Annotated in this window: 18 protein-coding genes; all 18 read left to right on the forward strand. The window is 69.9% G+C overall.

What is annotated here, in order from left to right; all coding sequences use genetic code 11:
- Positions 1–61 precede the first annotated feature (61 nt).
- Positions 62–1,141 (forward strand): CobW family GTP-binding protein, encoded by a 1,080-nt coding sequence (locus BLR05_RS16310; RefSeq protein ID WP_092836066.1) that lies wholly within the window; start codon positions 62–64, stop codon positions 1,139–1,141.
- 309 nt (positions 1,142–1,450) lie between these two features.
- Positions 1,451–1,948: an RNA polymerase-binding protein DksA gene (gene dksA, locus BLR05_RS16315; protein ID WP_011793966.1), complete on the forward strand. Its 498-nt coding sequence runs from the start codon at positions 1,451–1,453 to the stop codon at positions 1,946–1,948.
- A 109-nt stretch (positions 1,949–2,057) separates the two neighbouring features.
- Positions 2,058–3,866: an STAS domain-containing protein gene (locus tag BLR05_RS16320; protein WP_092836068.1), complete on the forward strand. Its 1,809-nt coding sequence runs from the start codon at positions 2,058–2,060 to the stop codon at positions 3,864–3,866.
- Positions 3,867–3,945: 79 nt separating this feature from the next.
- A complete protein-coding gene (gene hslV / locus BLR05_RS16325; protein ID WP_019700865.1) occupies positions 3,946–4,494 on the forward strand; it encodes an ATP-dependent protease subunit HslV in 549 nt (182 codons plus the stop codon).
- 64 nt (positions 4,495–4,558) lie between these two features.
- Positions 4,559–5,878, forward strand: coding sequence for an ATP-dependent protease ATPase subunit HslU (gene hslU / locus BLR05_RS16330; protein ID WP_092836070.1), 1,320 nt, complete (start codon positions 4,559–4,561; stop codon positions 5,876–5,878).
- A 408-nt stretch (positions 5,879–6,286) separates the two neighbouring features.
- Positions 6,287–6,715, forward strand: a complete 429-nt coding sequence (gene mraZ / locus BLR05_RS16335; protein ID WP_013593218.1) for a division/cell wall cluster transcriptional repressor MraZ — start codon at positions 6,287–6,289, stop codon at positions 6,713–6,715.
- A 5-nt stretch (positions 6,716–6,720) separates the two neighbouring features.
- The gene (gene rsmH / locus BLR05_RS16340; RefSeq protein ID WP_092836072.1) at positions 6,721–7,656 is read left to right on the forward strand and encodes a 16S rRNA (cytosine(1402)-N(4))-methyltransferase RsmH; all 936 of its coding nucleotides are present in this window, start codon (positions 6,721–6,723) and stop codon (positions 7,654–7,656) included.
- A complete protein-coding gene (ftsL, locus tag BLR05_RS16345) occupies positions 7,653–7,991 on the forward strand; it encodes a cell division protein FtsL (protein WP_092836074.1) in 339 nt (112 codons plus the stop codon). Before rsmH ends, ftsL begins: the two co-directional genes overlap by 4 nt.
- Positions 7,988–9,733 (forward strand): peptidoglycan D,D-transpeptidase FtsI family protein, encoded by a 1,746-nt coding sequence (locus tag BLR05_RS16350; protein WP_092836076.1) that lies wholly within the window; start codon positions 7,988–7,990, stop codon positions 9,731–9,733. Before ftsL ends, BLR05_RS16350 begins: the two co-directional genes overlap by 4 nt.
- Positions 9,730–11,289, forward strand: coding sequence for a UDP-N-acetylmuramoyl-L-alanyl-D-glutamate--2,6-diaminopimelate ligase (locus BLR05_RS16355; protein WP_092836079.1), 1,560 nt, complete (start codon positions 9,730–9,732; stop codon positions 11,287–11,289). Before BLR05_RS16350 ends, BLR05_RS16355 begins: the two co-directional genes overlap by 4 nt.
- A complete protein-coding gene (locus BLR05_RS16360; protein WP_092836081.1) occupies positions 11,286–12,788 on the forward strand; it encodes a UDP-N-acetylmuramoyl-tripeptide--D-alanyl-D-alanine ligase in 1,503 nt (500 codons plus the stop codon). Before BLR05_RS16355 ends, BLR05_RS16360 begins: the two co-directional genes overlap by 4 nt.
- Positions 12,779–13,957, forward strand: a complete 1,179-nt coding sequence (gene mraY, locus BLR05_RS16365; protein WP_092836083.1) for a phospho-N-acetylmuramoyl-pentapeptide-transferase — start codon at positions 12,779–12,781, stop codon at positions 13,955–13,957. Before BLR05_RS16360 ends, mraY begins: the two co-directional genes overlap by 10 nt.
- Positions 13,954–15,984, forward strand: a complete 2,031-nt coding sequence (gene murD / locus BLR05_RS16370; RefSeq protein WP_192883854.1) for a UDP-N-acetylmuramoyl-L-alanine--D-glutamate ligase — start codon at positions 13,954–13,956, stop codon at positions 15,982–15,984. The genes mraY and murD overlap by 4 nt, the downstream gene beginning before the upstream one ends.
- Entirely contained in the window at positions 15,981–17,264 is a 1,284-nt protein-coding gene (ftsW, locus tag BLR05_RS16375) for a putative lipid II flippase FtsW (protein ID WP_092836085.1), read from the forward strand. The genes murD and ftsW overlap by 4 nt, the downstream gene beginning before the upstream one ends.
- On the forward strand, positions 17,261–18,331 hold the full coding sequence (gene murG, locus BLR05_RS16380) for an undecaprenyldiphospho-muramoylpentapeptide beta-N-acetylglucosaminyltransferase (RefSeq protein ID WP_092836087.1): 1,071 nt from the start codon (positions 17,261–17,263) through the stop codon (positions 18,329–18,331). Before ftsW ends, murG begins: the two co-directional genes overlap by 4 nt.
- The gene (gene murC / locus BLR05_RS16385) at positions 18,328–19,755 is read left to right on the forward strand and encodes a UDP-N-acetylmuramate--L-alanine ligase (protein WP_092836089.1); all 1,428 of its coding nucleotides are present in this window, start codon (positions 18,328–18,330) and stop codon (positions 19,753–19,755) included. The genes murG and murC overlap by 4 nt, the downstream gene beginning before the upstream one ends.
- Positions 19,755–20,759, forward strand: a complete 1,005-nt coding sequence (locus tag BLR05_RS16390) for a D-alanine--D-alanine ligase (RefSeq protein WP_092836091.1) — start codon at positions 19,755–19,757, stop codon at positions 20,757–20,759. The genes murC and BLR05_RS16390 overlap by 1 nt, the downstream gene beginning before the upstream one ends.
- On the forward strand, positions 20,756–21,583 hold the full coding sequence (locus tag BLR05_RS16395) for a cell division protein FtsQ/DivIB (RefSeq protein ID WP_092836093.1): 828 nt from the start codon (positions 20,756–20,758) through the stop codon (positions 21,581–21,583). Before BLR05_RS16390 ends, BLR05_RS16395 begins: the two co-directional genes overlap by 4 nt.
- Positions 21,584–21,596 lie beyond the last annotated feature (13 nt).

Below are 21,596 nucleotides of genomic sequence, written 5' to 3' on the forward strand. Positions count from 1 at the left end.
TAAACTTTTGGGAAGGGGTGCCACGCCGGCACCCTCCACCTTCCGAAAGCGTTCGCCGATCATGTCCCTCATTCCGACCACCATCCTCACGGGCTTCCTGGGCTCGGGCAAGACCACTCTCCTCAAGCGCGTGCTGACCGAATCGCACGGCCAGAAGATCGCCGTCATCGAGAACGAGTTCGGCGAGGAGAACATCGACAACGACATCCTGGTGACGGATTCCAAGGAACAGATCGTGCAGATGAGCAACGGCTGCATCTGCTGCACGATCCGCGAGGACCTGCGCGAGACGCTCCAACTGCTGGCCGCCAAGCGCCGCAAGGGGCTCCTGGAGTTCGACCGCATCGTGATCGAGACCACCGGCCTGGCCGATCCCGGCCCGGTGGCCCAGACCTTCTTCATGGACGAGGAGATCGCCGAGACCTACCTCATCGACTCCATCATCACCCTGGTGGATGCCAAGCACGCCGCCCAGCAGCTCAACGACCGGCAGGAGGCGCGCCGCCAGGTGGGCTTCGCGGACCAGATATTCCTGTCCAAGACCGACCTGGTGTCCCGGGAGGAAACCGACGCGCTGATCCACCGCCTCAAGCACATGAACCCGCGCGCCCCGATCAAAGCGGTGCATTTCGGCGAAGTGCCCGTCTCGGAGGTGCTGGACCTGCGCGGCTTCAACCTCAACGCCAAGCTCGACATCGACCCCGATTTCCTGAAGGACGAGGACGACCACGGACATGGCCATGACCACGGGCACGACCACCACGACCATGACCACGAGCATGGCGAGCACTGCAGCCATCCCTCGCACCAGCACGGGGGCCACGGCCACCACCACCACCATGACGACGACGTGAAAAGCTTCGTCTACCGCGCCGACCGTCCCTTCGATCCGGCCAAACTGGAGGATTTCCTGGGTGCCATCGTCAACATCTACGGCCCCCGCATGCTGCGCTACAAGGGCGTGCTGCACATGAAGGGCACCGAGCGCAAGGTCATCTTCCAGGGCGTGCACCAGCTCATGGGCAGCGACCTGGGGCCGCAATGGGCCGGGGACGAGAAGCGCCAGAGCAAGATGGTGTTCATCGGCATCGACCTGCCCCAGGACATCTTCCAGCAGGGCCTGGCGCAGTGCCTGGCCTGAGCCGTACCGGGCCGGGCACCGCGGCCGGTTTGTAGGATAACCACTACTTCGCGGGGGATGGCCGCGCAGTCCGTGGATCGGCCGATACAATCGCGCCCCGGCAAAAACGGGAGGACAACCGCCGCTGCATCGACCGCTTTTGGCAGGGCGGGCGGCACGGGCGGGACCGGGTTTGCCTCGCCGCCGTCCCATTCCGGTGGAAATCGCCGTACGTAGGAGGCGGCATCCTTCCCGTTTGGAGCAATTGACCGTACCATCCACGGCACCGTCGCCGGCCACCCCGCCGGCGCAGCCAGCCTAATACACATCATGCCTACGACCCTGCAAGCGCAATCGCCCGTCGCGGCCGCCAAGAAAGACCCGAAGCTGGCCAACAACTGGAAGACCAAGCCGGCCGAGGAGCTCTCCGACGCCGAGGTGCTTTCCATGCCCGACAGCGAATACATGAACGAGAAGCAGCTGGCCTTCTTCCGGCACAAGCTCGTGCAGCTCAAGCAGGACATGCACAACAACGCGGGCGAGACCACCGAGCACCTGCGCGAGGACACCGTGGTGGTGCCCGACCCGGCCGACCGCGCCACCATCGAGGAAGAGCACGCCCTGGAACTGCGCACCCGCGACCGCGAACGCAAGCTCCTCAAGAAGATCGAGCAGTCCATCGCGCGCATCGATGCGGGCGACTACGGCTACTGCGACGAGACCGGCGAGCCCATCGGCGTCGGCCGCCTCCTGGCGCGCCCCACCGCCACCCTGTCCCTCGAGGCGCAGCAGCGCCGGGAGCTCAAGCAGAAGATGTTCGGGGATTGACGGCGCTGCGCCTGCCTCGCAGCCTCCGCGACCGGCCCGCCCCGCCGTTTTCCGTACCCGTCCGCCCGACCCCCGTGCCGAGGCGCGTGCCCTCCAGCCACGACGATCCATGAGCAAGGAAGATTCCTCCCGCGGCCTGCTGTCCAAGGTGGTGCGCTTCGTGCGCAATCCCACCGTCAACTGGAATGAGCTCGACTCCATCGACGAGGAGCGCGAGAGCCAGTACAGCAAGCAGATGCTCAAGGAGATGATCGAGCGCAAGCGCCGCAACGACTTCGTGCGGCGCCGAGAATTCGACCAGCTGCGCAAGCTGCGCCAGCGCGAGGCGCTCCACGGCCAGCGGTCGGACGACCAGACCGCCCGGCCTTCGTTCTTCCATACCAGCATGACCTCGCCGGACGACCGGGCCGTCACGCTCAAGAAGATCGACGAGATCGAAGCGCAGATGTCCCAGCAGTGGTGGAAGAGCAAGCAGCCCGCGGCCGCTACGGCCCCGGCCGGCCTGGCGTCCACCGAGCCGGCGTCCTTCGGCGCCTCCGATTCGACCATCGCGGCGCATGCCCGCGCCTTCGCGCCCACCGCCCCGGCCAGCCTGCCGGCAGGGTTGTCGGAGCCCGGCGTGCAGTCCCTGTTCTCCGGTGAAAGCCTGCCGCCCGCGACGGACTTCATGGCTGCCACGGTGCCCCAGGCCTTTCCCGGGACGCTCTCCGCCGAGGGCTCGCGCCCGCTGGCGCCCCCGCTGCTCACCGAGCGGGCCGACCCACCGTCGCACCCCGTGCGCGTCTACGTGGCGCCCGAGCCGCCCCCCTTCGTGCACGAGCCCGACCTGGAAGAGGCCGCGATCCGCTTCGCGAACGGCGACTATGCCGGCGCGGAGGCCGGCCTGCTGGAGGCGCTCGCGCAGCACGAGGGCGACGAAGACCCCGCGCGGCAGGCCGAATTCTGGATGGCGCTCTTCGATTTCTACCGCGCCACGGGCGACCACGGGCGTTTCGAGTCGCTCGCCATCGATTTCGCCGCCCGGTTCGGCCGCTCTGCGCCGCTGTGGTTCTCCATGCCCGAACTGCTGGGGCTGCAGTCCCCCTCGGCGGCGGCCGCGGCCGAATCCGCCGGCGGCGGGCAGCGCGAATTCCTCTGGAACGCGCCTTCGGTGCTCACGGCGCAGTCCGTGGCCGCGCTGCAGGCTTCCGTGGCCCGTGCGTCCGCTCCGCCCTGGACCTTCTCCTGGTCGCGCCTGATGACGATCGAGGACGGCGCCGTCCCGGGCCTGGCGCAGCAGTTCGGGCAGTGGGCGGACCGCTCCGACGGCATCGTCTTCAAGGGCGTGGACGCCCTGGCGAGCCTGCTGGAGGCCCGCACGCCCTCCGGCGACAGGAGCGTTCCGCCGGACTGGTGGCGCCTGCGCATGGCGGCATTGCGGCTGATGGGCCGGCCCGACGAGTTCGAGCTGGTCGCGCTGGACTACTGCGTCACCTACGAGGTCTCCCCCCCGTCCTGGATGCCCCCGAAATGCAGCTATTCCGACGACGGAGGCGGTGCCGGCGGCCCCCCGGGCGCGGCCACCGTGTCCTTCGACGCCGATGCCTTCTCCTCGGGCTTCGGCGAGCCGGCCTCCCAGCCGGGCGGCCTGGAGGCCTCGGCGCCGGCCGCCGTGCTGTCCGGGCACATCGAGGGCGACGCGACGGCCGTTCTCGAGCCCATGGAGGCACACCTGCATGCCGGCGTGCCCTTCGCCATCCGCTGCGACCGGCTCGCGCGGGTGGATTTCGCCGCCGCGGGCTCCGTATTGAACTGGACCGCCGCCCAGCAGGCGCTGGGACATGTGGTGCATTTCACCCACGTGCCGCGGCTGGTGGCGGTGTTCTTCAACGTCATCGGCATCCACGAGCACGCGCGCATCGTTCCGCGGCAGAACTGAGTCCGTCCCCCGCGGGGCGGCGCGCAGGCCGGCCGGCGGGCTGTTGCAATCCGGGCGTCCATCCCCAATTCCGGACGCTATGGAACAGTTTCACGGCACCACCATCCTCAGCGTCCGCCGCCAGGCCGCGGACGGCACCATCCAGGTCGCCATCGGCGGCGACGGGCAGGTCACGCTCGGCAACATTGTCGTCAAGGGGTCGGCGCGCAAGGTGCGCAAGCTGCACCACGGCAAGGTGCTCGCGGGCTTCGCGGGCGCCACGGCCGATGCCTTCACCCTCTTCGAGCGCTTCGAGGCCAAGCTGGAGAAGCACCAGGGCCACCTGACGCGCGCCGCCATCGAGCTCACCAAGGACTGGCGCACCGACCGCGTGCTGCGCCGCCTGGAGGCCATGCTGGCCGTGGCGGATGCCAGCGCCTCGCTCATCATCACCGGCAACGGCGATGTGCTGGAGCCGGAGCAGGGCATCGTGGCCATCGGATCGGGCGGCGCGTATGCGCATTCGGCTGCCAAGGCACTGCTGAACCACACCGAGTTGTCCGCCGAGGAGATCGTGCGCAAGTCGCTCGCCATCGCGGGCGAGCTGTGCATCTACACGAACATGCACCACACCGTCGAGACGCTCTGACGCCCCCGCGCCCTTCGCCCTTTTGCCTGCCGGTTCCCGGCCCGTCCTTTCCCGAGTGTCCACCATGTCTTCCATGACCCCCCAGGAAATCGTCTCCGAGCTCGACCGCCACATCGTGGGCCAGTCGGGTGCCAAGCGCGCTGTCGCCATCGCGCTGCGCAACCGCTGGCGCCGCCAGCAGGTCGATCCCGGACTGCGCCAGGAGATCACCCCCAAGAACATCCTGATGATCGGCCCCACCGGCGTCGGCAAGACCGAGATCGCCCGCCGCCTCGCCCGGCTGGCGGACGCCCCGTTCATCAAGGTGGAGGCCACCAAGTTCACCGAGGTGGGCTATGTCGGCAAGGACGTGGATTCCATCGTGCGCGACCTCGTCGAGGTGGCCGTCAAGCAGACCCGCGAAGCCGACGTGAAGAAGGTGCGTGCCCGCGCCGAGGACGCCGCCGAGGACCGCATCCTCGACGTGCTCATCCCCACGGCGCGCACGACGGGGGATCAGCCCGCGGACAGCACCGCGCGCCAGGTGTTCCGCAAGAAGCTGCGCGAGGGCCGGCTGGACGACAAGGAGATCGAGATCGACCTGGCCGATGCCCGGCCCCAGCTCGAGATCATGGGCCCCCAGGGCATGGAGGAAATGGCCGAACAGCTGCGCGGCATGTTCAGCCAGATGGGCCAGGAGCGCCGCAAGACGCGCAAGCTCCGGATCGCCGAGGCGCTGAAGCTGCTCACCGACGAGGAGGCGGGCAGGCTGGTCAACGAAGAGGAGGTCAGGACGCGCGCCCTGCAGAATGCCGAGCAGAACGGCATCGTGTTCATCGACGAGATCGACAAGGTCGCCACGCGCCAGGAAGCGGGCGGTTCCGACGTCTCCCGCCAGGGCGTGCAGCGCGACCTGCTGCCGCTGGTGGAGGGCACCACGGTGAGCACCAAATACGGCATGGTGAAGACCGACCACATCCTTTTCATCGCTTCGGGCGCCTTTCACCTCGCCAAGCCCAGCGACCTGATCCCCGAGCTGCAGGGGCGCTTCCCCATCCGCGTCGAACTGGAGTCGCTCTCGGTGGGGGATTTCGAGGCCATACTGACCCAGACGCATGCCTCCCTGGTGAAGCAGTACCAGGCGCTGCTGGCGACCGAAGGCGTCACGCTGGAGTTCGCCCCCGAGGGCATCACCCGCCTGGCCCGCATCGCCTTCGAGGTGAACGAGCGCACCGAGAACATCGGCGCGCGCCGGCTGTCCACGGTGATGGAGCGGCTGCTGGACGAGGTGAGCTTCGACGCCGCGAAACTCTCCGGCCAGACCGTGCGCGTCGATGCCGCCTACGTGGACGGACGCCTCGCGAGCCTGAGCCAGAACGAAGATCTTTCGCGCTACATCCTGTAAGAAGCGATCTTTTCCTACAGACTTGCGGAGTTTTTCGCGGGTCTTTTCACGCCATCGAGCCGCCGCCCGGACGCCAGCCGCCGGGCGGCGGTTTTGCCTGGGCCGCGGCGAGGGCTGGGCGGCCGGGCAGGGCGCCGGAGTCCTGTTCCCATTCCACGTTGGCGCCAGACCCTAAGGTATCACTTCCACAGCATTTGCTAAGTGCTTATCCGGGAAGGGAAATCATCCCCGATATACGTTTGCAATCAGCGCTAAGTCGTTGATTTCATTGCAAAACTTTGTTGCACCCGATCTTGCGATCGGGCCTTTTCCTGCTACAGTGCAAAAAAGTGCAATTAAGTGGTGAAAAGTGCCCTCCAACCCCGTTCTCGGCGGGAAGTGGCGGCGACAACCTGTCGGGGTCTAACGGTGTTTCAAGGGGCGTCATCGCTGAGTCTGGATGCGAAGGGTAGGCTTTCCGTGCCCACCCGGCATCGTGACGTCCTGAGCGCGACGGCCGGCGGACAGCTCACCATCACCAAGCACCCCCACGGCTGCCTCATGGTCTTCCCCCGTCCCGAATGGGAGAAATTCCGCGAGCGCATCGCCGAGCTGCCGATGTCGGCCCAGTGGTGGAAGCGCATCTTCCTGGGCAACGCCCAGGACGTGGAAATGGACGGCACGGGCCGTGTGCTCGTGGCGCCCGAACTGCGGCAGGCCGCGGGCATCACCAAGGACACCATGCTGCTGGGCATGGGCCACCACTTCGAGCTCTGGGACAAGGCCACCTACGAGGCCCAGGAAGCCCAGGCCATGCAGGGCGAGATGCCCGAAGCCTTCAAGGACTTTTCTTTCTGAAGGCCATGGCGGACACCACGACACTGCTGCATACCACCGTCCTGCTGGACGAGGCGGTCGATGCCCTGCTGGGGGGCGCCGGCCCCTCGCCCGCCGGCGTCTGGATCGACGCGACCTTCGGCCGGGGAGGGCATTCGCGCAGGATATTGGAGAGGCTGGGGCCGCAGGGCCGCCTCGTGGCTTTCGACAAAGACCCCGAGGCGATCCAGGAAGCAGCGCGCATCACCGATGCGCGCTTTTCCATTCGGCACGAGGGTTTTCGCCATCTGGCCGACCTGCCCGAGCGCAGCGCGGCCGGCATCCTCATGGATCTGGGCGTGAGTTCGCCGCAGATCGACAGCCCCGCGCGCGGTTTCAGTTTCCGGTTCGACGGCCCCCTGGACATGCGCATGGACACCACGCGCGGCGAGAGCGTGGCCGACTGGCTGGCGACGGCCGACATGGGGCAGATTGCGGAGGTGATTCGTGAATACGGTGAAGAACGGTTTGCTGGCCCCATTGCAAAGGCGATTGTTGCTCGGCGCGCGGAGCGCGGCCCGCTGCGCACCACCTCCGAGCTGGCCCAGCTCGTGGCTGGCGCGGTCAAGACCCGCGAGGCCGGCCAGAACCCCGCGACCCGGACCTTTCAGGCTCTTCGGATTTTCATCAACGCAGAGCTTGAGGAGCTGCAGGCCGCGCTAGAGGCCAGCCTGCGCGTGCTCGCACCGGGCGGCAGGCTCGCGGTGATCAGCTTCCATTCGCTCGAAGACCGCATCGTCAAGCAGTTCATCGCGCAGCACTCCAGGGAGGTGTACGACCGCCGCGCGCCGTTCGCCACGCCGCAGCCGATGCGGCTGAAGGCGCTGGACCGCATCAAGCCGGATGCCGCCGAGGTGGAGTCCAACCCCCGCGCGCGCAGCGCCGTGATGCGCGTGGCCGAGCGCACGGAGGTGCCGGCATGACGCGCCTGAGCCTGGTGTTGCTGGTGGGCGTGCTGGCCAGCGCGCTCTACCTCGTGCGCACGCAGTACGAGTCGCGCCTGCTGTTCACCGAACTGGACCGCGCCGTCAGCGAATCCCGCCGCCTGGAGACGGAGCACCAGCGGCTGCAGGTCGAAAAGCGCGCCCAGGCCACGCCGCTGCGGGTGGAGAAGCTCGCGCGCGACCGGCTGCAGATGCGCACCGCCACGCCGGCGATCACCCAGTACGTGACGGACGACGGCACGCCCGTGCCGACCCCCACCGCACCGGCGGCGGGCGCCTCCGCCGCCACGGCGCCTGCGGGAGCTCGCCGATGAGCCGCAGCGTCCTCTACACCTCCAGCCCGCTGCTCGCGAGCAAGACGCCCGTCTGGCGCAGCAAGTTCATCGTCGCCATGGTGGCGCTGGGCTTCCTGGCGCTGGCCGGGCGCGCGGCGTACGTGCAGGTGTTCGGCAACGACTTCTTCCAGCGCCAGGGCGAAGTGCGCTTCGCACGCACGCTGGAACTGCCCGCCAACCGGGGCCGCATCCTGGACCGCAACGGACTGATCCTGGCCTCCAGCGTGCCGGCCGCCAGCATCTGGGCCATTCCCGAAGACGTGGAGCAGGACAACCCCGAGGTGCAGGCCAAGCTGCGCCAGCTGGCCAAACTGCTGGACATGCCGCTGTCTGCCCTGCAGGCCAGGCTGGCGGACGAGGACAAGACCTTCGTCTGGATCAAGCGCCAGCTCGACTGGGACGTGGGCGTGCAGATCGCCGCCCTGGACATCAAGGGCATCTACCAGCGCAAGGAATACAAGCGCCAGTACCCCGAGGGCGAATCGGCCGCGCACGTGGTGGGCTTCACCAACGTGGAAGACCATGGCCAGGAAGGCGTGGAACTGGCGTTCGACAAGGACCTGGCCGGCAAGCCCGGCTCGCGCCGCGTCATCAAGGACCGCCTGGGCCGCGTCGTGGAAGGCGTGGGTGCCGAGGTGCCGCCCGTCGATGGCAAGGACATGCAACTGTCGATCGACAGCAAGGTGCAGTTCTTCGCCTATCAGAAGCTGCGCGACCAGGTGGCGCTGCACAAGGCCAAGGCGGGCAGCGTGGTGGTGATCGACGCGCACACCGGCGAGCTGCTGGCGCTGGCCAACTACCCGAGCTACGTGCCCGACAAGCGCCAGAACCTGACCGGCGAGCAGCTGCGCAACCGCGCCATCACCGACGTGTTCGAGCCCGGCTCGACCATGAAGCCGTTCACCATCGGCCTCGCGCTCGAGACCGGCCGCGTGCGGCCCGACACCATCGTCGACACCAATCCCGGGCGCGTCACGATCACCGGCTCGACGATCTCGGACACCCACAACTACGGCGTGCTGACCGTGGAAGGCGTGATCCAGAAGTCCAGCAACGTGGGCACGACCAAGATCGCCATGCAGATGCCGGCCAGGGAGATGTGGGAAACCTTTTCCGCCGCGGGATTCGGCCAGAAGCCGCAGATCCATTTCCCCGGCGTGGTGAGCGGCCGGCTGCGCCCCTACAAGACCTGGCGCCCGGTGGAGCAGGCCACCATGTCGTACGGCTACGGCCTCTCGGCCAGCCTGCTGCAGATGGCGCGCTCCTATACGGTGTTCGCCAACGGCGGCAAGATCATTCCCGCCACCATGCTCAAGACGAGCGAGCCCGCCGTGGGCGTGCCGGTGTTCTCCGAGCGCACCGCCTCGCAGATCCGCAAGATGCTGCAGATGGCGGCAGGCCCGGGGGGCACGGGCCAGCAGGCCCAGACCGTAGGCTATTCCGTGGGCGGCAAGTCCGGCACGGCGCGCAAGCAGGTGGGCAAAAGCTATGCCTCCGGCAAGTACCGCGCCTGGTTCACCGGCATGGCACCCATCGACAAGCCGCGCATCATCGTCGCCGTGATGATCGACGAGCCCAGCGCCGGCTCGTTCTACGGCGGCGCCGTGGCCGCGCCGGTGTTCAGCGAGGTGGTGCAGCAGACGCTGCGCATGATGGGCGTGGCGCCTGATATGGCCGTCAAGCCCCGGATCGTCTCCAATGGCGTGGAGGAGTCGCTATGACCGAGCCCGTGTCCCCCCCGGTGCACCCCGCGCCCCCGCTGCTCGGCTCCGTGCCGGAGGCGCTGGAGTGGCTGCGCGCCCATGCCCCGCACGGCGCGCTGCGCACGGACAGCCGCCAGGTCGAGCCCGGCGACATCTTCATCGCCTGGCCCGGCGCGGCGACCGACGGACGCATGCACGTGGGCGAGGCGCTCGCGCGCGGCGCGGCGGCCTGCCTGGTGGAGCGCGAGGGCGTGGAGGCTTTCCGCTTCGGCGCCGAAGGCGTGGCGGCGCTGCGCGACCTCAAGGCCGCCACCGGCCTGCTGGCCGCCGACTGGTTCGGCATGCCCACGCACCGCCTGGACGTGGTGGCGGTGACCGGAACGAACGGCAAGACCAGCACCACCTGGTGGCTCGCCCACGCGCTCAACCTGCTCGCGGGCAGCGGTCTGGCCCCCCGTGGCGGCTGCGGCCTGATCGGCACCCTGGGCGTGGGCGTGCCGCCCTCGCTGGAGGGCACGGGCCTGACCACGCCCGATCCCGTGCGGCTGCAGCAGGCCTTCGCCGGCTTCGTGGCCAACGGGCTGGGCGCCTGCGCCATCGAGGCCTCGTCCATCGGGCTCGCGGAGCACCGCCTGGCGGGCATGCGCCTGCGCTTGGCCGTCTTCACCAATTTCACGCAGGACCACCTGGACTACCACGCAGGCATGGCGGCCTACTGGCAGGCCAAGAGCGCGCTCTTCGACTGGCCCGGACTGCAGGCCGCGGTCGTGAACATCGACGACCCCCGCGGCGGCGAACTGGCGGGCACGCTCGCGCAGCGCCCGATCGACCTGTGGACCACCTCGCTCACCGGCCCGGCCCGGCTGCAGGCCCGCGACATCACGTGGGGCGAGGGCGGCCTGCGCTTCACGGTGGCCGAAGGGGTGCAGGCCCACGTGCTGCAGACGCGCGTGATCGGCCACTACAACATCCACAACCTGCTCGCCGTGGTCGCTTCCCTGCGCGCGCTGGGCATTCCACTGGAACACGCCCTGTGGGCCTGCGCGCAGCTCGCGCCCGTGCCCGGCCGCATGGAACTCATCCACGAACCGGACCAGCCGCTGGTGGCCGTGGACTATGCCCACACGCCCGATGCGCTCGAGCAGGCCCTGCAGGCGCTGCGGCCCGTGGCGGAGCAGCGCGGCGGGCGGCTGTGGTGCGTCTTCGGCTGCGGCGGCAACCGCGACCGGGCCAAGCGGCCGCTCATGGGCCGCATCGCGCAGCAGCGCGCCGACGCGGTGATCGTGACCAGCGACAACCCGCGCAACGAGGCGCCGGGCGCCATCCTGCACGAGATCCTGCTGGGCACGGTGGCGGGCACCACGGTGCAGGCCGAGCCCGAACGCGATGCGGCCATCGCTCGCGCCGTCGCCGAAGCGGACGTGCGCGACGTGGTGCTCATCGCCGGCAAGGGCCACGAGGACTACCAGGAGACAGCGGGCGTGCGCCGGCCCTTCTCGGATGCCGCCCATGCCCGCGCTGCGCTGGCGCAGCGCGGGTCGGCGGCCGGCAGCGATACGGGAGGCGCGGCATGACCGGCACTCCCATGCTCACGCTGCAGCAGGCGCACGCGCTCGTGCAGGCCCGCATTCCGCAGGCACGCCTGGTGGGCGGGCCCGACACGCCGATCGTGCGCGTGCACACCGACACGCGCACGCTGCAGCCGGGCGACCTGTTCGTGGCGCTGCGGGGCGAGCGCTTCGACGCCAATGAATTCCTCGCGCAGGCGCGTGCGGGCGGCGCGGCGGCGGCCCTGGCCCATCCGGGTCGGCTGGAGACCGCCGGCCTGCCCGGCATCGAGGTGCCGGACACCCTGGCCGCCCTGGGCGCGCTGGCGGCGGGCTGGCGTGCGCGCCTCGACCTGCCCCTGATCGGCGTCACCGGAAGCAATGGCAAGACCACCGTCACGCAGATGACTGCGGCGGTGCTGCGCGCCTGGAAGGGCGGCGCCGCATTTGCAACGCAAGGCAACTTCAACAACGACATCGGCGTGCCGCTCATGCTGCTGCGCCTGCGCGCCGGGCACGAGGCCGCGGTGATCGAGCTCGGCATGAACCACCCGGGCGAGATCGCGGTGCTTGCCGGCATCGCGCAGCCCACGGTCGCGCTGGTCAACAACGCCCAGCGCGAGCACCTCGAATTCATGCACACGGTGCAGGCGGTGGCGGAGGAGAACGGCTCGGTGATCTCCGCGCTCCAGGCCGGCGGCGTGGCGGTATTCCCGGGGGACGATGCCTACGCGCCCCTCTGGCGCGGCCTGGCCGGCGCGCGCCGCTGCCTCGCGTTCGGCATGGAGCCCGGCTCCACGGCGGACGTGCGCTGCACCCGTGCGCAGTGGGATTCCGGCGCCTGGAACATACACATCGACACGCCGCAGGGCGGATTCGATGGCACCGTGCGCATCGCAGGGCGCCACAACGTGGCCAACGCACTGGCCGCCACGGCCTGCGCGCTGGCCGCCGGAGCTCCGCTCGACGCCATCGCGCGCGGCCTCGCGGCCTTCGAGCCGGTGAAGGGCCGTTCGCGCGCCTTCACGGCCGCGGTGCCGCAGCCGGGCGGCGGCACCCGCCGGATCACGGCCGTGGACGACACCTACAACGCCAACCCCGATTCCATGCATGCGGCCATCGACGTGCTGGGCGAACTGCCCGGCCCGCGGTTGCTGGTGATGGGCGACATGGGCGAGGTCGGCGACCAGGGGCCGCAGTTCCATGCGGAAGCGGGATCGCATGCGCGCGACCGCGGCATCGAGCGGCTGTTCGCGCTGGGAGCGCTCGGCATTCACGCCGTGCAGGCCTTCGGGCCGCAGGCACGGCATTTCGACGACATGGCATCGCTGCTCGCGGCGGTGCGGGACGCCGCGCCCTCGACGGGCAGCGTGCTGGTGAAGGGATCGCGGTTCATGAAGATGGAACAGGTGGTGCAGGCGCTGGAGGCGCCGGATGCGGTGTCGCAGATCCACCCCGGAGGCAGCGGCCATGGCGCTGCAGCATGTGCACGTACCACCGCGCAAGGGGGTGTCGCATGCTCCTGATGCTGTCCCAGTGGCTGCAGGGCCTGTCGCCCGAATTCGGTTTCTTCCGGGTCTTCCAGTACCTCACCTTCCGCGCGGTGATGGCGGCCATGACGGCGCTGCTCATCGGGCTCCTGGCGGGGCCGAAGGTGATCCGCATGCTCACCGCGCTCAAGATCGGCCAGCCGATCCGCGGCTACGCGATGGAATCGCACCTGTCCAAGAGCGGCACGCCCACCATGGGCGGCGTGCTCATCCTGGGAGCCATCGCCATCTCCACTTTGCTGTGGTTCGATCTGTCCAACCGCTTCGTCTGGGTGGTGCTGGCCGTCACCCTGGGCTTCGGCGCCATCGGCTGGGTGGACGACTGGCGCAAGGTCGTGCGCAAGGACCCGGAGGGCATGCGCTCGCGCGAGAAGTATTTCTGGCAGTCCGTCATCGGCATCGTGGCCGCGCTCTACCTGGTGTTCTGCATTTCCGAGAACTCCAATGCGCGCGTGTTCGAACTCTTCATCACCTGGATCCAGTCGGGCTTCTCGATGGACCTGCCGCCCCAGGCGGGCCTGCTCGTGCCGTTCTTCAAGGAAGTGAGCTACCCGCTGGGCGTGCTGGGCTTCGTGATCCTGACCTACCTCGTCATCGTGGGCTCCAGCAACGCGGTCAACCTGACCGACGGGCTGGACGGCCTGGCCATCATGCCGGTGGTCATGGTGGGCGCCTCCCTGGGGGTGTTCGCCTACGTCACGGGCAGCGCGGTGTATTCCAAGTACCTGCTCTTTCCCAACATCGCCGGTGCGGGCGAACTGCTGATCTTCTGCTCGGCCATGGCCGGCGCGGGGCTGGCCTTCCTCTGGTTCAACACCCATCCGGCGCAGGTCTTCATGGGCGACGTGGGCGCGCTCGCGCTGGGCGGCGCCCTGGGCACCATCGCCGTGATCGTGCGCCAGGAAATCGTGCTCGCCATCATGGGCGGTATCTTCGTGGTCGAGGCCCTCTCGGTGATGCTGCAGGTCACCTGGTTCAAGTACACGAAGCGGCGCCATGGCGAGGGCCGGCGCCTGCTCAAGATGGCGCCGCTGCACCACCACTTCGAGAAGAGCGGCTGGAAGGAGACGCAGGTCGTCGTGCGCTTCTGGATCATCACCATGCTGCTGTGCCTGATCGGCCTCACCACGCTCAAGCTGCGATGAATCCGACCGATCGCGACCTCCATCCCGCCGCCGGCGCCCCCCTGGGCGCCGAAGCCGCGCCATGGCCCCGTCCCGCCGCCGTGGCGGAGGAGGCGCCTGCGCCAGCCGAAAGCCTGGCAGCCGACGGCCCTGCAGCCGGGAACGCGGCAGCTGAAAGCCCGGCCGGGGACTGCGCGCCAGCGCACGCCACCGAAGCCGCCGGCACCGCCGACGCGCCGTTGGCCGTGGAGGCCGGAGGCGGCCCGGAGCCGGTGGCAGAGACCGCTGCGCAACCGGCGGCGCTGGCGGACGGATTCGACATGACCGCGCCGCGCGTTTCCGCCGCGCAGGCGGCCGCGGAGTTCGTGGCCCGCATCTTCGCGGATGTCCAGCCCGAGGCATCCCCTGCAGCCGATGCCGCCGACGTGGGCGAGGCGCCCGGGGATGACGCTGCCGGGGCGACGGACGCTCCCGCGGACGGTGTCGAGCCCGCCGAACCCCTCGGCCGTCCGGCGGACACGCTGCGCCCGCTGGCGGGCCGCCGCATCCTCATCCTGGGCCTGGGCGCCTCGGGGCTGGCCATGGCACGCTGGTGCGTGCGCTGCGGCGCCGAGGACGTGACCGTGGCCGATACCCGCGAGGCTCCGCCGCAGTTGGCGGTGCTGCGATCCGAGCTGCCCGATGTGCGCTTCGTCGCGGGCGCGTTCGACGCGGCGCTGGTGCAGGGCCACGGCCTGCATGCCGTCTATCGGTCGCCGGGCCTGGCGCCCGATACCGTGGCCCCGGTGTTCGTCGCGGCCAGCGCCGACGGCATCGCCACCGGAGGCGAGCTCGGCCTTTTCGCCATGGCGCTGGCTGCGCTCAAGGCCTCCCATGGCTACGCGCCCGCGGTGCTGGCCATCACCGGCACCAACGGCAAGACCACGGTGACCTCGCTCACCGGCCTGCTCGTCGAATGCGCGGGCCTTTCGGTGGCCGTGGCCGGCAACATCGGCCCGACGCTGCTCGACACCCTGGGTCGCCACCTGGATGCCGACACCCTGCCCCAGGCCTGGGTGCTGGAGCTGTCCAGCTTCCAGCTCGATGGCGCAGCCGGTTTCGAGCCCACCGCGGCGACCGTGCTCAACGTGACCCAGGACCACCTCGACTGGCACGGAGACATGCAAGCCTATGCGCGCGCCAAGGCCCGGATCTTCGGCGAATCCGGCCTCATGGTGCTGAACCGCGAGGACGCCGCCGTGATGGGCATGCTGCCGCCGCCCGTGCGCGTGAAGCTGCAGAAGCCGCAGTTGCGCGCCCATGTGACCTTCGGGGCGGACATGCCCCAGCGGCCGGGCGATTTCGGCATCGAGACCGTCAACGGCATGGCCTGGCTGGTCCGCGCGCAGGAGTCCGACGAGACGGCCAGGCGCACGCGCAGCCACGCCGAGGAAGATCTGCATATCCAGCGGCTCATGCCGGCCGACGCGCTGCGCATCCGCGGCCGCCACAATGCCGTGAACGCGCTGGCCGCGCTGGCGCTTGCGCATGCGGCCGGCTGCGCGTTCGCGCCCATGCTCTATGCCCTGCGCGAATACCGCGGCGAGCCGCACCGCGTGGAGCCCGTGGGCCGGGTGAACGACGTGGAGTACTTCGACGACAGCAAGGGCACCAACGTGGGCGCCACGGTGGCCGCGCTGGGCGGCCTGGGTGCCGACCGCCGCGTCGTGGTGATCCTGGGCGGCGACGGCAAGGGCCAGGACTTCTCTCCGCTGGCCATGCCGGTGTCGCGCTACGTGCGCGCCGCGGTGCTCATCGGTCGCGACGGTCCGCAGATCCGCGCCGCCCTGCGGGATGCGGGCGTGCCGCTGGTCGATGCGCCCACGCTGCCGGAGGCCGTGCGCCTGGCCGCGCAGCGGGCCCATGCGGGCGATGCGGTGCTGATGTCGCCCGCCTGTGCGAGCTTCGACATGTTCCGCAACTACGAACACCGCGCCGACGTGTTCCGCGAGGCCGTGCAGGCGCTCGCGGACGAGGCCGGGCAGGCGCTGGAAGGGGGGCTGGCATGAGCGCGGGCGCTGCTGCAACCTCCCCGCAGGGCCTGCGCCAGCGGATGGCCGGCTGGTTTGGCCGCGGCGCCGCGCCCGCGGCCGACGTGCTGCCCGTGCGCGTCGGCGGCACCGAGTACCGCCAGACCACGACCACCCCGGCGCGCGTGCTCGGGTTCGACCAGGCCCTGCTCTGGGTGGTGGTCGCGCTGCTGGCCTGGGGGCTGGTCATGGTCTATTCGGCCTCCATCGCCATGCCCGACAACCCGCGCTTCGGCAAGATCGCGCCCACCCATTTCCTCATGCGCCACATCTTCGCGCTGGGGATGGGTTTCGTGGCGGCGCTGCTCGCCTTCCAGGTGCCCATGTCCGTATGGGAGCGCGTCGCGCCCTGGCTGTTCGTGCTCTCCATCGTCCTGCTGATGGCGGTGCTGGTGCCGCACGTGGGCACGGTGGTCAACGGCGCGCGGCGCTGGCTGTCATTGGGCATCATGAACTTCCAGCCCTCGGAGCTCGCGAAGTTCGCGGTGCTGATCTACGCGGCCGACTACATGGTGCGCAAGATGGAAGTGAAGGAGCGCTTCTTCCGCGCCGTGCTGCCCATGGGCGTGGCGGTGGCGGTCGTGGGCGTGCTGCTGCTGGCCGAGCCCGACATGGGCGCCTTCATGGTGATCGCCATCATCGCCATGGGTATCCTGTTCCTGGGCGGCGTCAACGCCCGCATGTTCTTCCTCATCGCCGCCGTGCTGGTGCTGGCCTTCGCCATCATGGTCATGGGCAGCCCCTGGCGGCGCGAGCGGATCTTCGCCTACCTCGACCCCTTCAGCGAAGCGCACGCGCTCGGCAAGGGCTACCAGCTGTCGCACTCGCTCATCGCCATCGGCCGCGGCGAGATCTTCGGCGTCGGGCTGGGCGGCAGCGTGGAAAAGCTGCACTGGCTGCCCGAGGCCCACACCGACTTCCTGCTCGCCGTGATCGGCGAGGAATTCGGCCTCGTCGGCGTGCTGGTCGTGATCGCGCTGTTCTTCTGGATGACGCGCCGCATCATGCACATCGGCCGCCAGGCCATCGCGCTCGACCGTGTCTTCGCCGGTCTCGTCGCGCAGGGCGTGGCGATCTGGATGGGCTTCCAGGCCTTCATCAACATGGGCGTGAACCTCGGCGCCCTGCCCACCAAGGGCCTGACCCTGCCGCTCATGAGCTTCGGCGGCTCGGCCATCCTCATGAACCTCGTCGCGATCGCGGTGGTGCTGCGGGTGGACTATGAAAACAAGCATCTCATGCGCGGAGGCCGCGTATGAGCACCGCTCCCAGGACCGCCCTCGTCATGGCCGGCGGCACCGGCGGCCACATCTTCCCCGGCCTGGCCGTGGCGGAAGAACTGCGCGCGCGCGGCTGGACCGTGCACTGGCTGGGCACGCCCGGCAGCATGGAGTCGCGCATCGTGCCCCCGCAGGGCTTCGCCTTCGAGCCGATCGACTTCTCCGGCGTGCGCGGCAAGGGACTGGCCACGCTGGCGCTGCTGCCCCTGCGCCTGCTGCGCGCGTTCTGGCAGGCACTCGCCGTGGTGCGGCGCGTCCGGCCCGACGTGGTCGTGGGGCTGGGCGGCTACGTCACCTTCCCGGGCGGCATGATGGCGGTGCTCTGCGGCAAGCCGCTCGTGGTGCATGAACAGAACTCGGTGGCCGGCCTGGTCAACAAGGTGCTGGCCGGCGTGGCCGACCGGGTCTTCACCGCCTTCCCCGACGCGCTGCGCAAGGGCGCCTGGGTGGGCAACCCGCTGCGCACCGCCTTCACGCGGCAGGCCGAGCCGCAGGCGCGCTTCGCGGTCCGCAGCGGCCCGCTGCGCCTGCTGGTGGTGGGCGGCAGCCTGGGCGCGAAGGCGCTCAACGACATCGTGCCCCAGGCCCTGGCCCTCATTCCCCCGGAACGGCGCCCGGTGGTCACCCACCAGAGCGGCGCCGCCCAGATCGATGCGCTGCGCGCGAACTACGCCGCCGCGGGCGTCGAGGCCGCGCTCACCCCCTTCATCGACGACACCGCCACCGCGTTCGCCGAGGCCGACCTCGTCGTCTGCCGCGCGGGCGCGAGCACGGTGACCGAGATCGCCGCCGTGGGCGCGGCGGCCGTCTTCGTGCCCTTCCCGCACGCGGTGGACGACCACCAGACGGCCAACGCCCGCTTCCTCGCCGACGCCGGCGGCGGCTGGCTCGTGCAGCAGCGCGACCTCTCCGCCGAGGCGCTGGCGCAATTGCTACAAAATACGGAGCGCGAAGTGCTGTTGGAGCGCGCGCTGAAAGCCAAGACGATGCAGAAGATCCACGCCACCCGCGAGGTGGCGAACGCGTGCGAGGAGTTGACCGCATGAAGCACGCCATCCGCCACATCCATTTCGTGGGGCTCGGGGGCGCCGGCATGTGCGGCATCGCCGAAGTGCTGTTCAACCTGGGCTACGAGATCTCGGGCTCGGACCTGGCCGACAGCGCCACGCTGCGCCGCCTGGCCGCGCTGGGCATCGCCACCCACGTGGGCCATGCGGCAGCGCACATCGAGGGTGCCGACGCGGTGGTCACCTCCACTGCCGTGCAGTCCGACAACCCCGAAGTGCTCGCGGCGCGCGAGCGCAAGATCCCGGTGGTGCCGCGCGCCCTGATGCTGGCGGAGCTGATGCGCCTCAAGCGCGGCATCGCGATCGCCGGCACGCACGGCAAGACCACCACCACCAGCCTCGTGACCAGCGTGCTCGCGGAAGCGGGGCTGGACCCCACCTTCGTGATCGGCGGACGCCTCAACAGCGCGGGCGCCAACGCCAAGCTGGGGCAGGGCGAGTACATCGTGGTGGAGGCCGACGAATCCGATGCGTCCTTCCTCAACCTGCTGCCCGTGATGGCGGTGGTGACGAACATCGACGCCGACCACATGGAAACCTATGGCCACGACTTCGGCCGCCTGAAGTCGGCCTTCGTGGATTTCCTGCACCGCATGCCGTTCTACGGCACGGCCATCCTCTGCACCGACAACCCGGCGATCCGCGAGATCCTGCCCGATGTGACCTGCCCCGTCACGAGCTACGGCTTCTCCGAGGATGCGCAGGTGCGCGCGGTGGACGTGCGGGCCGACGCGGGCCGCATGCACTTTCGGGTGCAGCGCCGCAACGGCGTCACGCTGCCCGACCTGGACGTGGTGCTGAACCTCGCGGGCGAGCACAACGTGCTCAACGCGCTGTCGGCGATTGCCGTGGCGGTGGAACTGAACATTCCCGACGATGCGCTGCTGCGCGCGCTCGCGCAGTTCAAGGGCGTGGGCCGGCGCTTCCAGCGCTACGGCGAGCTGCCCGCGCAGGGCGGCGGCACCTTCACCCTGATCGAGGACTACGGACACCATCCGGTGGAGATGACGGCCACGCTCGCCGCGGCGCGCGGTGCCTTCCCGGGCCGCCGCCTGGTGCTGGCGTTCCAGCCGCACCGCTACAGCCGCACGCGCGACTGCTTCGAGGACTTCGTGAAGGTGATGGGCAGCGCCGACGCGGTGCTGCTCACCGAGGTCTATGCGGCCGGCGAGGCGCCGATCGTGGCGGCCGACGGCCGCTCGCTCGCCCGTGCGGTGCGCGTGGCGGGGCAGGTGGAGCCCGTCTTCGTGGACGACATCGGCGAGTTGCCGCGGCGCATCGCGGACAACGCGCGCGGTGGCGACGTGGTGCTGTGCATGGGAGCCGGCTCGATCGGCGCCGTGCCCGCGAAGGTGGTGGAGATGCTGCGGGCCGAGGCGCCGGCGGTGCAGGAAGGACGGTGATGGCTGTGGGCCTGAAAGATTCCGAAATCGACGTGCGTGCCCTGGGCAAGGTCGCGGTCCTGATGGGCGGCGACTCCGCCGAGCGGGAGGTCTCGCTCATGTCCGGCGGCGGCGTGCTGCAGGCGCTGCGCGCGCGCGGCGTGGACGCGCACGCCTTCGATCCGTCGCAGTCCGACCTCTCCGAACTCAAGAGCCATGGCTATGCGCGCTGCTTCATCGCGCTGCACGGCCGGCACGGCGAGGACGGCACCGTGCAGGGCGCGCTGGAGTTGCTGGGCATTCCCTACACCGGCCCGGGCGTGATGGCGTCGTCCATCGCCATGGACAAGATCATGACCAAGCGCATCTGGCGCTTCGAGGGCCTGCCCACGCCGGACTGGTGGCTGGTGTCGAGCGCTGCCGAGACCGCACGGGCCCTGGATGAACTGGGCTCGCCCATGATCGTCAAGCCCTCGCGCGAGGGCTCGACCATCGGGCTGACCAAGGTCACCTCGCCCGGCCAGTGCGAGCAGGCCTACCGCCTGGCCTCGCGCTACGACCCCGAGGTGCTGTGCGAGCAGTTCATCGACGGCGAGGAAACGACCTGCCCCGTGCTGGGGCAGGGCGCGGGCGCCCATGCGCTGCCGGTGATCCGCATCGTGGCGCCCGAGGGCAACTACGACTACCAGAACAAGTATTTCACCGACGTCACGCAGTACCACTGCCCCAGCGGCCTGCCCGCGCAGGAGGAGCGCGAGATCCAGCGCCTGGTGGTGGAGGCATTCCGCACGCTGCAGTGCCGCGGCTGGGCCCGCGCCGACATCATGATCCGCGCGAGCGACCGCAAGCCCTTCCTGCTGGAGATCAACACCTCTCCCGGCATGACCGGCCATTCGCTGGTGCCCATGTCGGCGCGCGCCATGGGCGTGAGCTACGAGGAACTGTGCCTGCGCATCCTGGCGGGGGCGTCGCTCGACGCCCGCCAGGGCCAGGTGGACGCCGCAGGGCATCCGGGAGCCGCATGACCACGAACACGCTGCCCGCACCGCTGGACGTGAAGCTCATGAACTGGACCGCGACGGTCCTGTTCGTGGGCTGCGCCGCGGCCGTGCTGGTGGCGGCCGGTTCGTGGGCGCGGCACCACCCGATGTTCGCGATCGGGCGCATCGTGGTGCAGGGCGAACTGGTGCACAACAACGCGGTGACGCTGCGCGCCAACGTCGGCCCGCACCTGGTGGGCAACTTCTTCACCATGGACCTGGCCGCCGTGCGCGAAGCCTTCGAGCAGGTGCCGTGGGTGCGCCGCGCGCTGGTGCGGCGCGAGTTCCCCAACGGCCTGCGCGTGGAGCTGCAGGAACACGACGCCTTCGCTTACTGGGGGCCGGAAGAAGGGGCGACCCTGCTCAGCACCCGCGGCGAGGTTTTCGAGGCCGGCGCCGACGACCTGGAAGACGACGAACTGCCCCGCCTGCAGGGCCCGCAGGGCCAGTCGGAAGCGGTGATGCGCATGTACCAGCGGCTTGCCCCGGTGGTGGAGCCCCTGGGCGCGCACCTCGCGACGCTGGAGCTGTCCACGCGCGGCAGCTGGCGCGCATCCCTGTCGGGTGGCGCGGCGCTGGAGCTGGGCGGCGGCACGCCGGAAGACGTCGAGGCACGCACGAAGCGCTTCGTGCGCACCGTGGCGCGCGTGGCGGCCCAGTACGGACGCCGGCCCGACGCGCTGGAATCCGCCGACCTGCGCCATCCCGACGGCTACGCCCTGCGGCTGCGCGGGGTGACCACCGTCGAGGGCGACGGACCGCGCGTTGTGCGGCCCGCCGTGCGCCGTACACCTCCAAGGAATCGCTGACCCAAGTCAGGAC

Source organism: Paracidovorax cattleyae, assembly GCF_900104515.1.
In the GTDB taxonomy this organism is placed as follows: Bacteria; Pseudomonadota; Gammaproteobacteria; order Burkholderiales; family Burkholderiaceae_C; genus Paracidovorax; species Paracidovorax cattleyae.

Excerpts from the sequence above, each read along its gene's own strand:
- BLR05_RS16310 (WP_092836066.1), top strand. The coding sequence starts at position 62 with ATGTCCCTCATTCCGACCACCATCCTCACGGGCTTCCTGGGCTCGGGC.
- dksA (WP_011793966.1), top strand. The coding sequence starts at position 1,451 with ATGCCTACGACCCTGCAAGCGCAATCGCCCGTCGCGGCCGCCAAGAAA.
- BLR05_RS16320 (WP_092836068.1), top strand. The coding sequence starts at position 2,058 with ATGAGCAAGGAAGATTCCTCCCGCGGCCTGCTGTCCAAGGTGGTGCGC.
- hslV (WP_019700865.1), top strand. The coding sequence starts at position 3,946 with ATGGAACAGTTTCACGGCACCACCATCCTCAGCGTCCGCCGCCAGGCC.
- hslU (WP_092836070.1), top strand. The coding sequence starts at position 4,559 with ATGTCTTCCATGACCCCCCAGGAAATCGTCTCCGAGCTCGACCGCCAC.
- rsmH (WP_092836072.1), top strand. The coding sequence starts at position 6,721 with ATGGCGGACACCACGACACTGCTGCATACCACCGTCCTGCTGGACGAG.
- ftsL (WP_092836074.1), top strand. The coding sequence starts at position 7,653 with ATGACGCGCCTGAGCCTGGTGTTGCTGGTGGGCGTGCTGGCCAGCGCG.
- BLR05_RS16350 (WP_092836076.1), top strand. The coding sequence starts at position 7,988 with ATGAGCCGCAGCGTCCTCTACACCTCCAGCCCGCTGCTCGCGAGCAAG.
- BLR05_RS16355 (WP_092836079.1), top strand. The coding sequence starts at position 9,730 with ATGACCGAGCCCGTGTCCCCCCCGGTGCACCCCGCGCCCCCGCTGCTC.
- BLR05_RS16360 (WP_092836081.1), top strand. The coding sequence starts at position 11,286 with ATGACCGGCACTCCCATGCTCACGCTGCAGCAGGCGCACGCGCTCGTG.
- mraY (WP_092836083.1), top strand. The coding sequence starts at position 12,779 with ATGCTCCTGATGCTGTCCCAGTGGCTGCAGGGCCTGTCGCCCGAATTC.
- murD (WP_192883854.1), top strand. The coding sequence starts at position 13,954 with ATGAATCCGACCGATCGCGACCTCCATCCCGCCGCCGGCGCCCCCCTG.
- ftsW (WP_092836085.1), top strand. The coding sequence starts at position 15,981 with ATGAGCGCGGGCGCTGCTGCAACCTCCCCGCAGGGCCTGCGCCAGCGG.
- murG (WP_092836087.1), top strand. The coding sequence starts at position 17,261 with ATGAGCACCGCTCCCAGGACCGCCCTCGTCATGGCCGGCGGCACCGGC.
- murC (WP_092836089.1), top strand. The coding sequence starts at position 18,328 with ATGAAGCACGCCATCCGCCACATCCATTTCGTGGGGCTCGGGGGCGCC.
- BLR05_RS16390 (WP_092836091.1), top strand. The coding sequence starts at position 19,755 with ATGGCTGTGGGCCTGAAAGATTCCGAAATCGACGTGCGTGCCCTGGGC.
- BLR05_RS16395 (WP_092836093.1), top strand. The coding sequence starts at position 20,756 with ATGACCACGAACACGCTGCCCGCACCGCTGGACGTGAAGCTCATGAAC.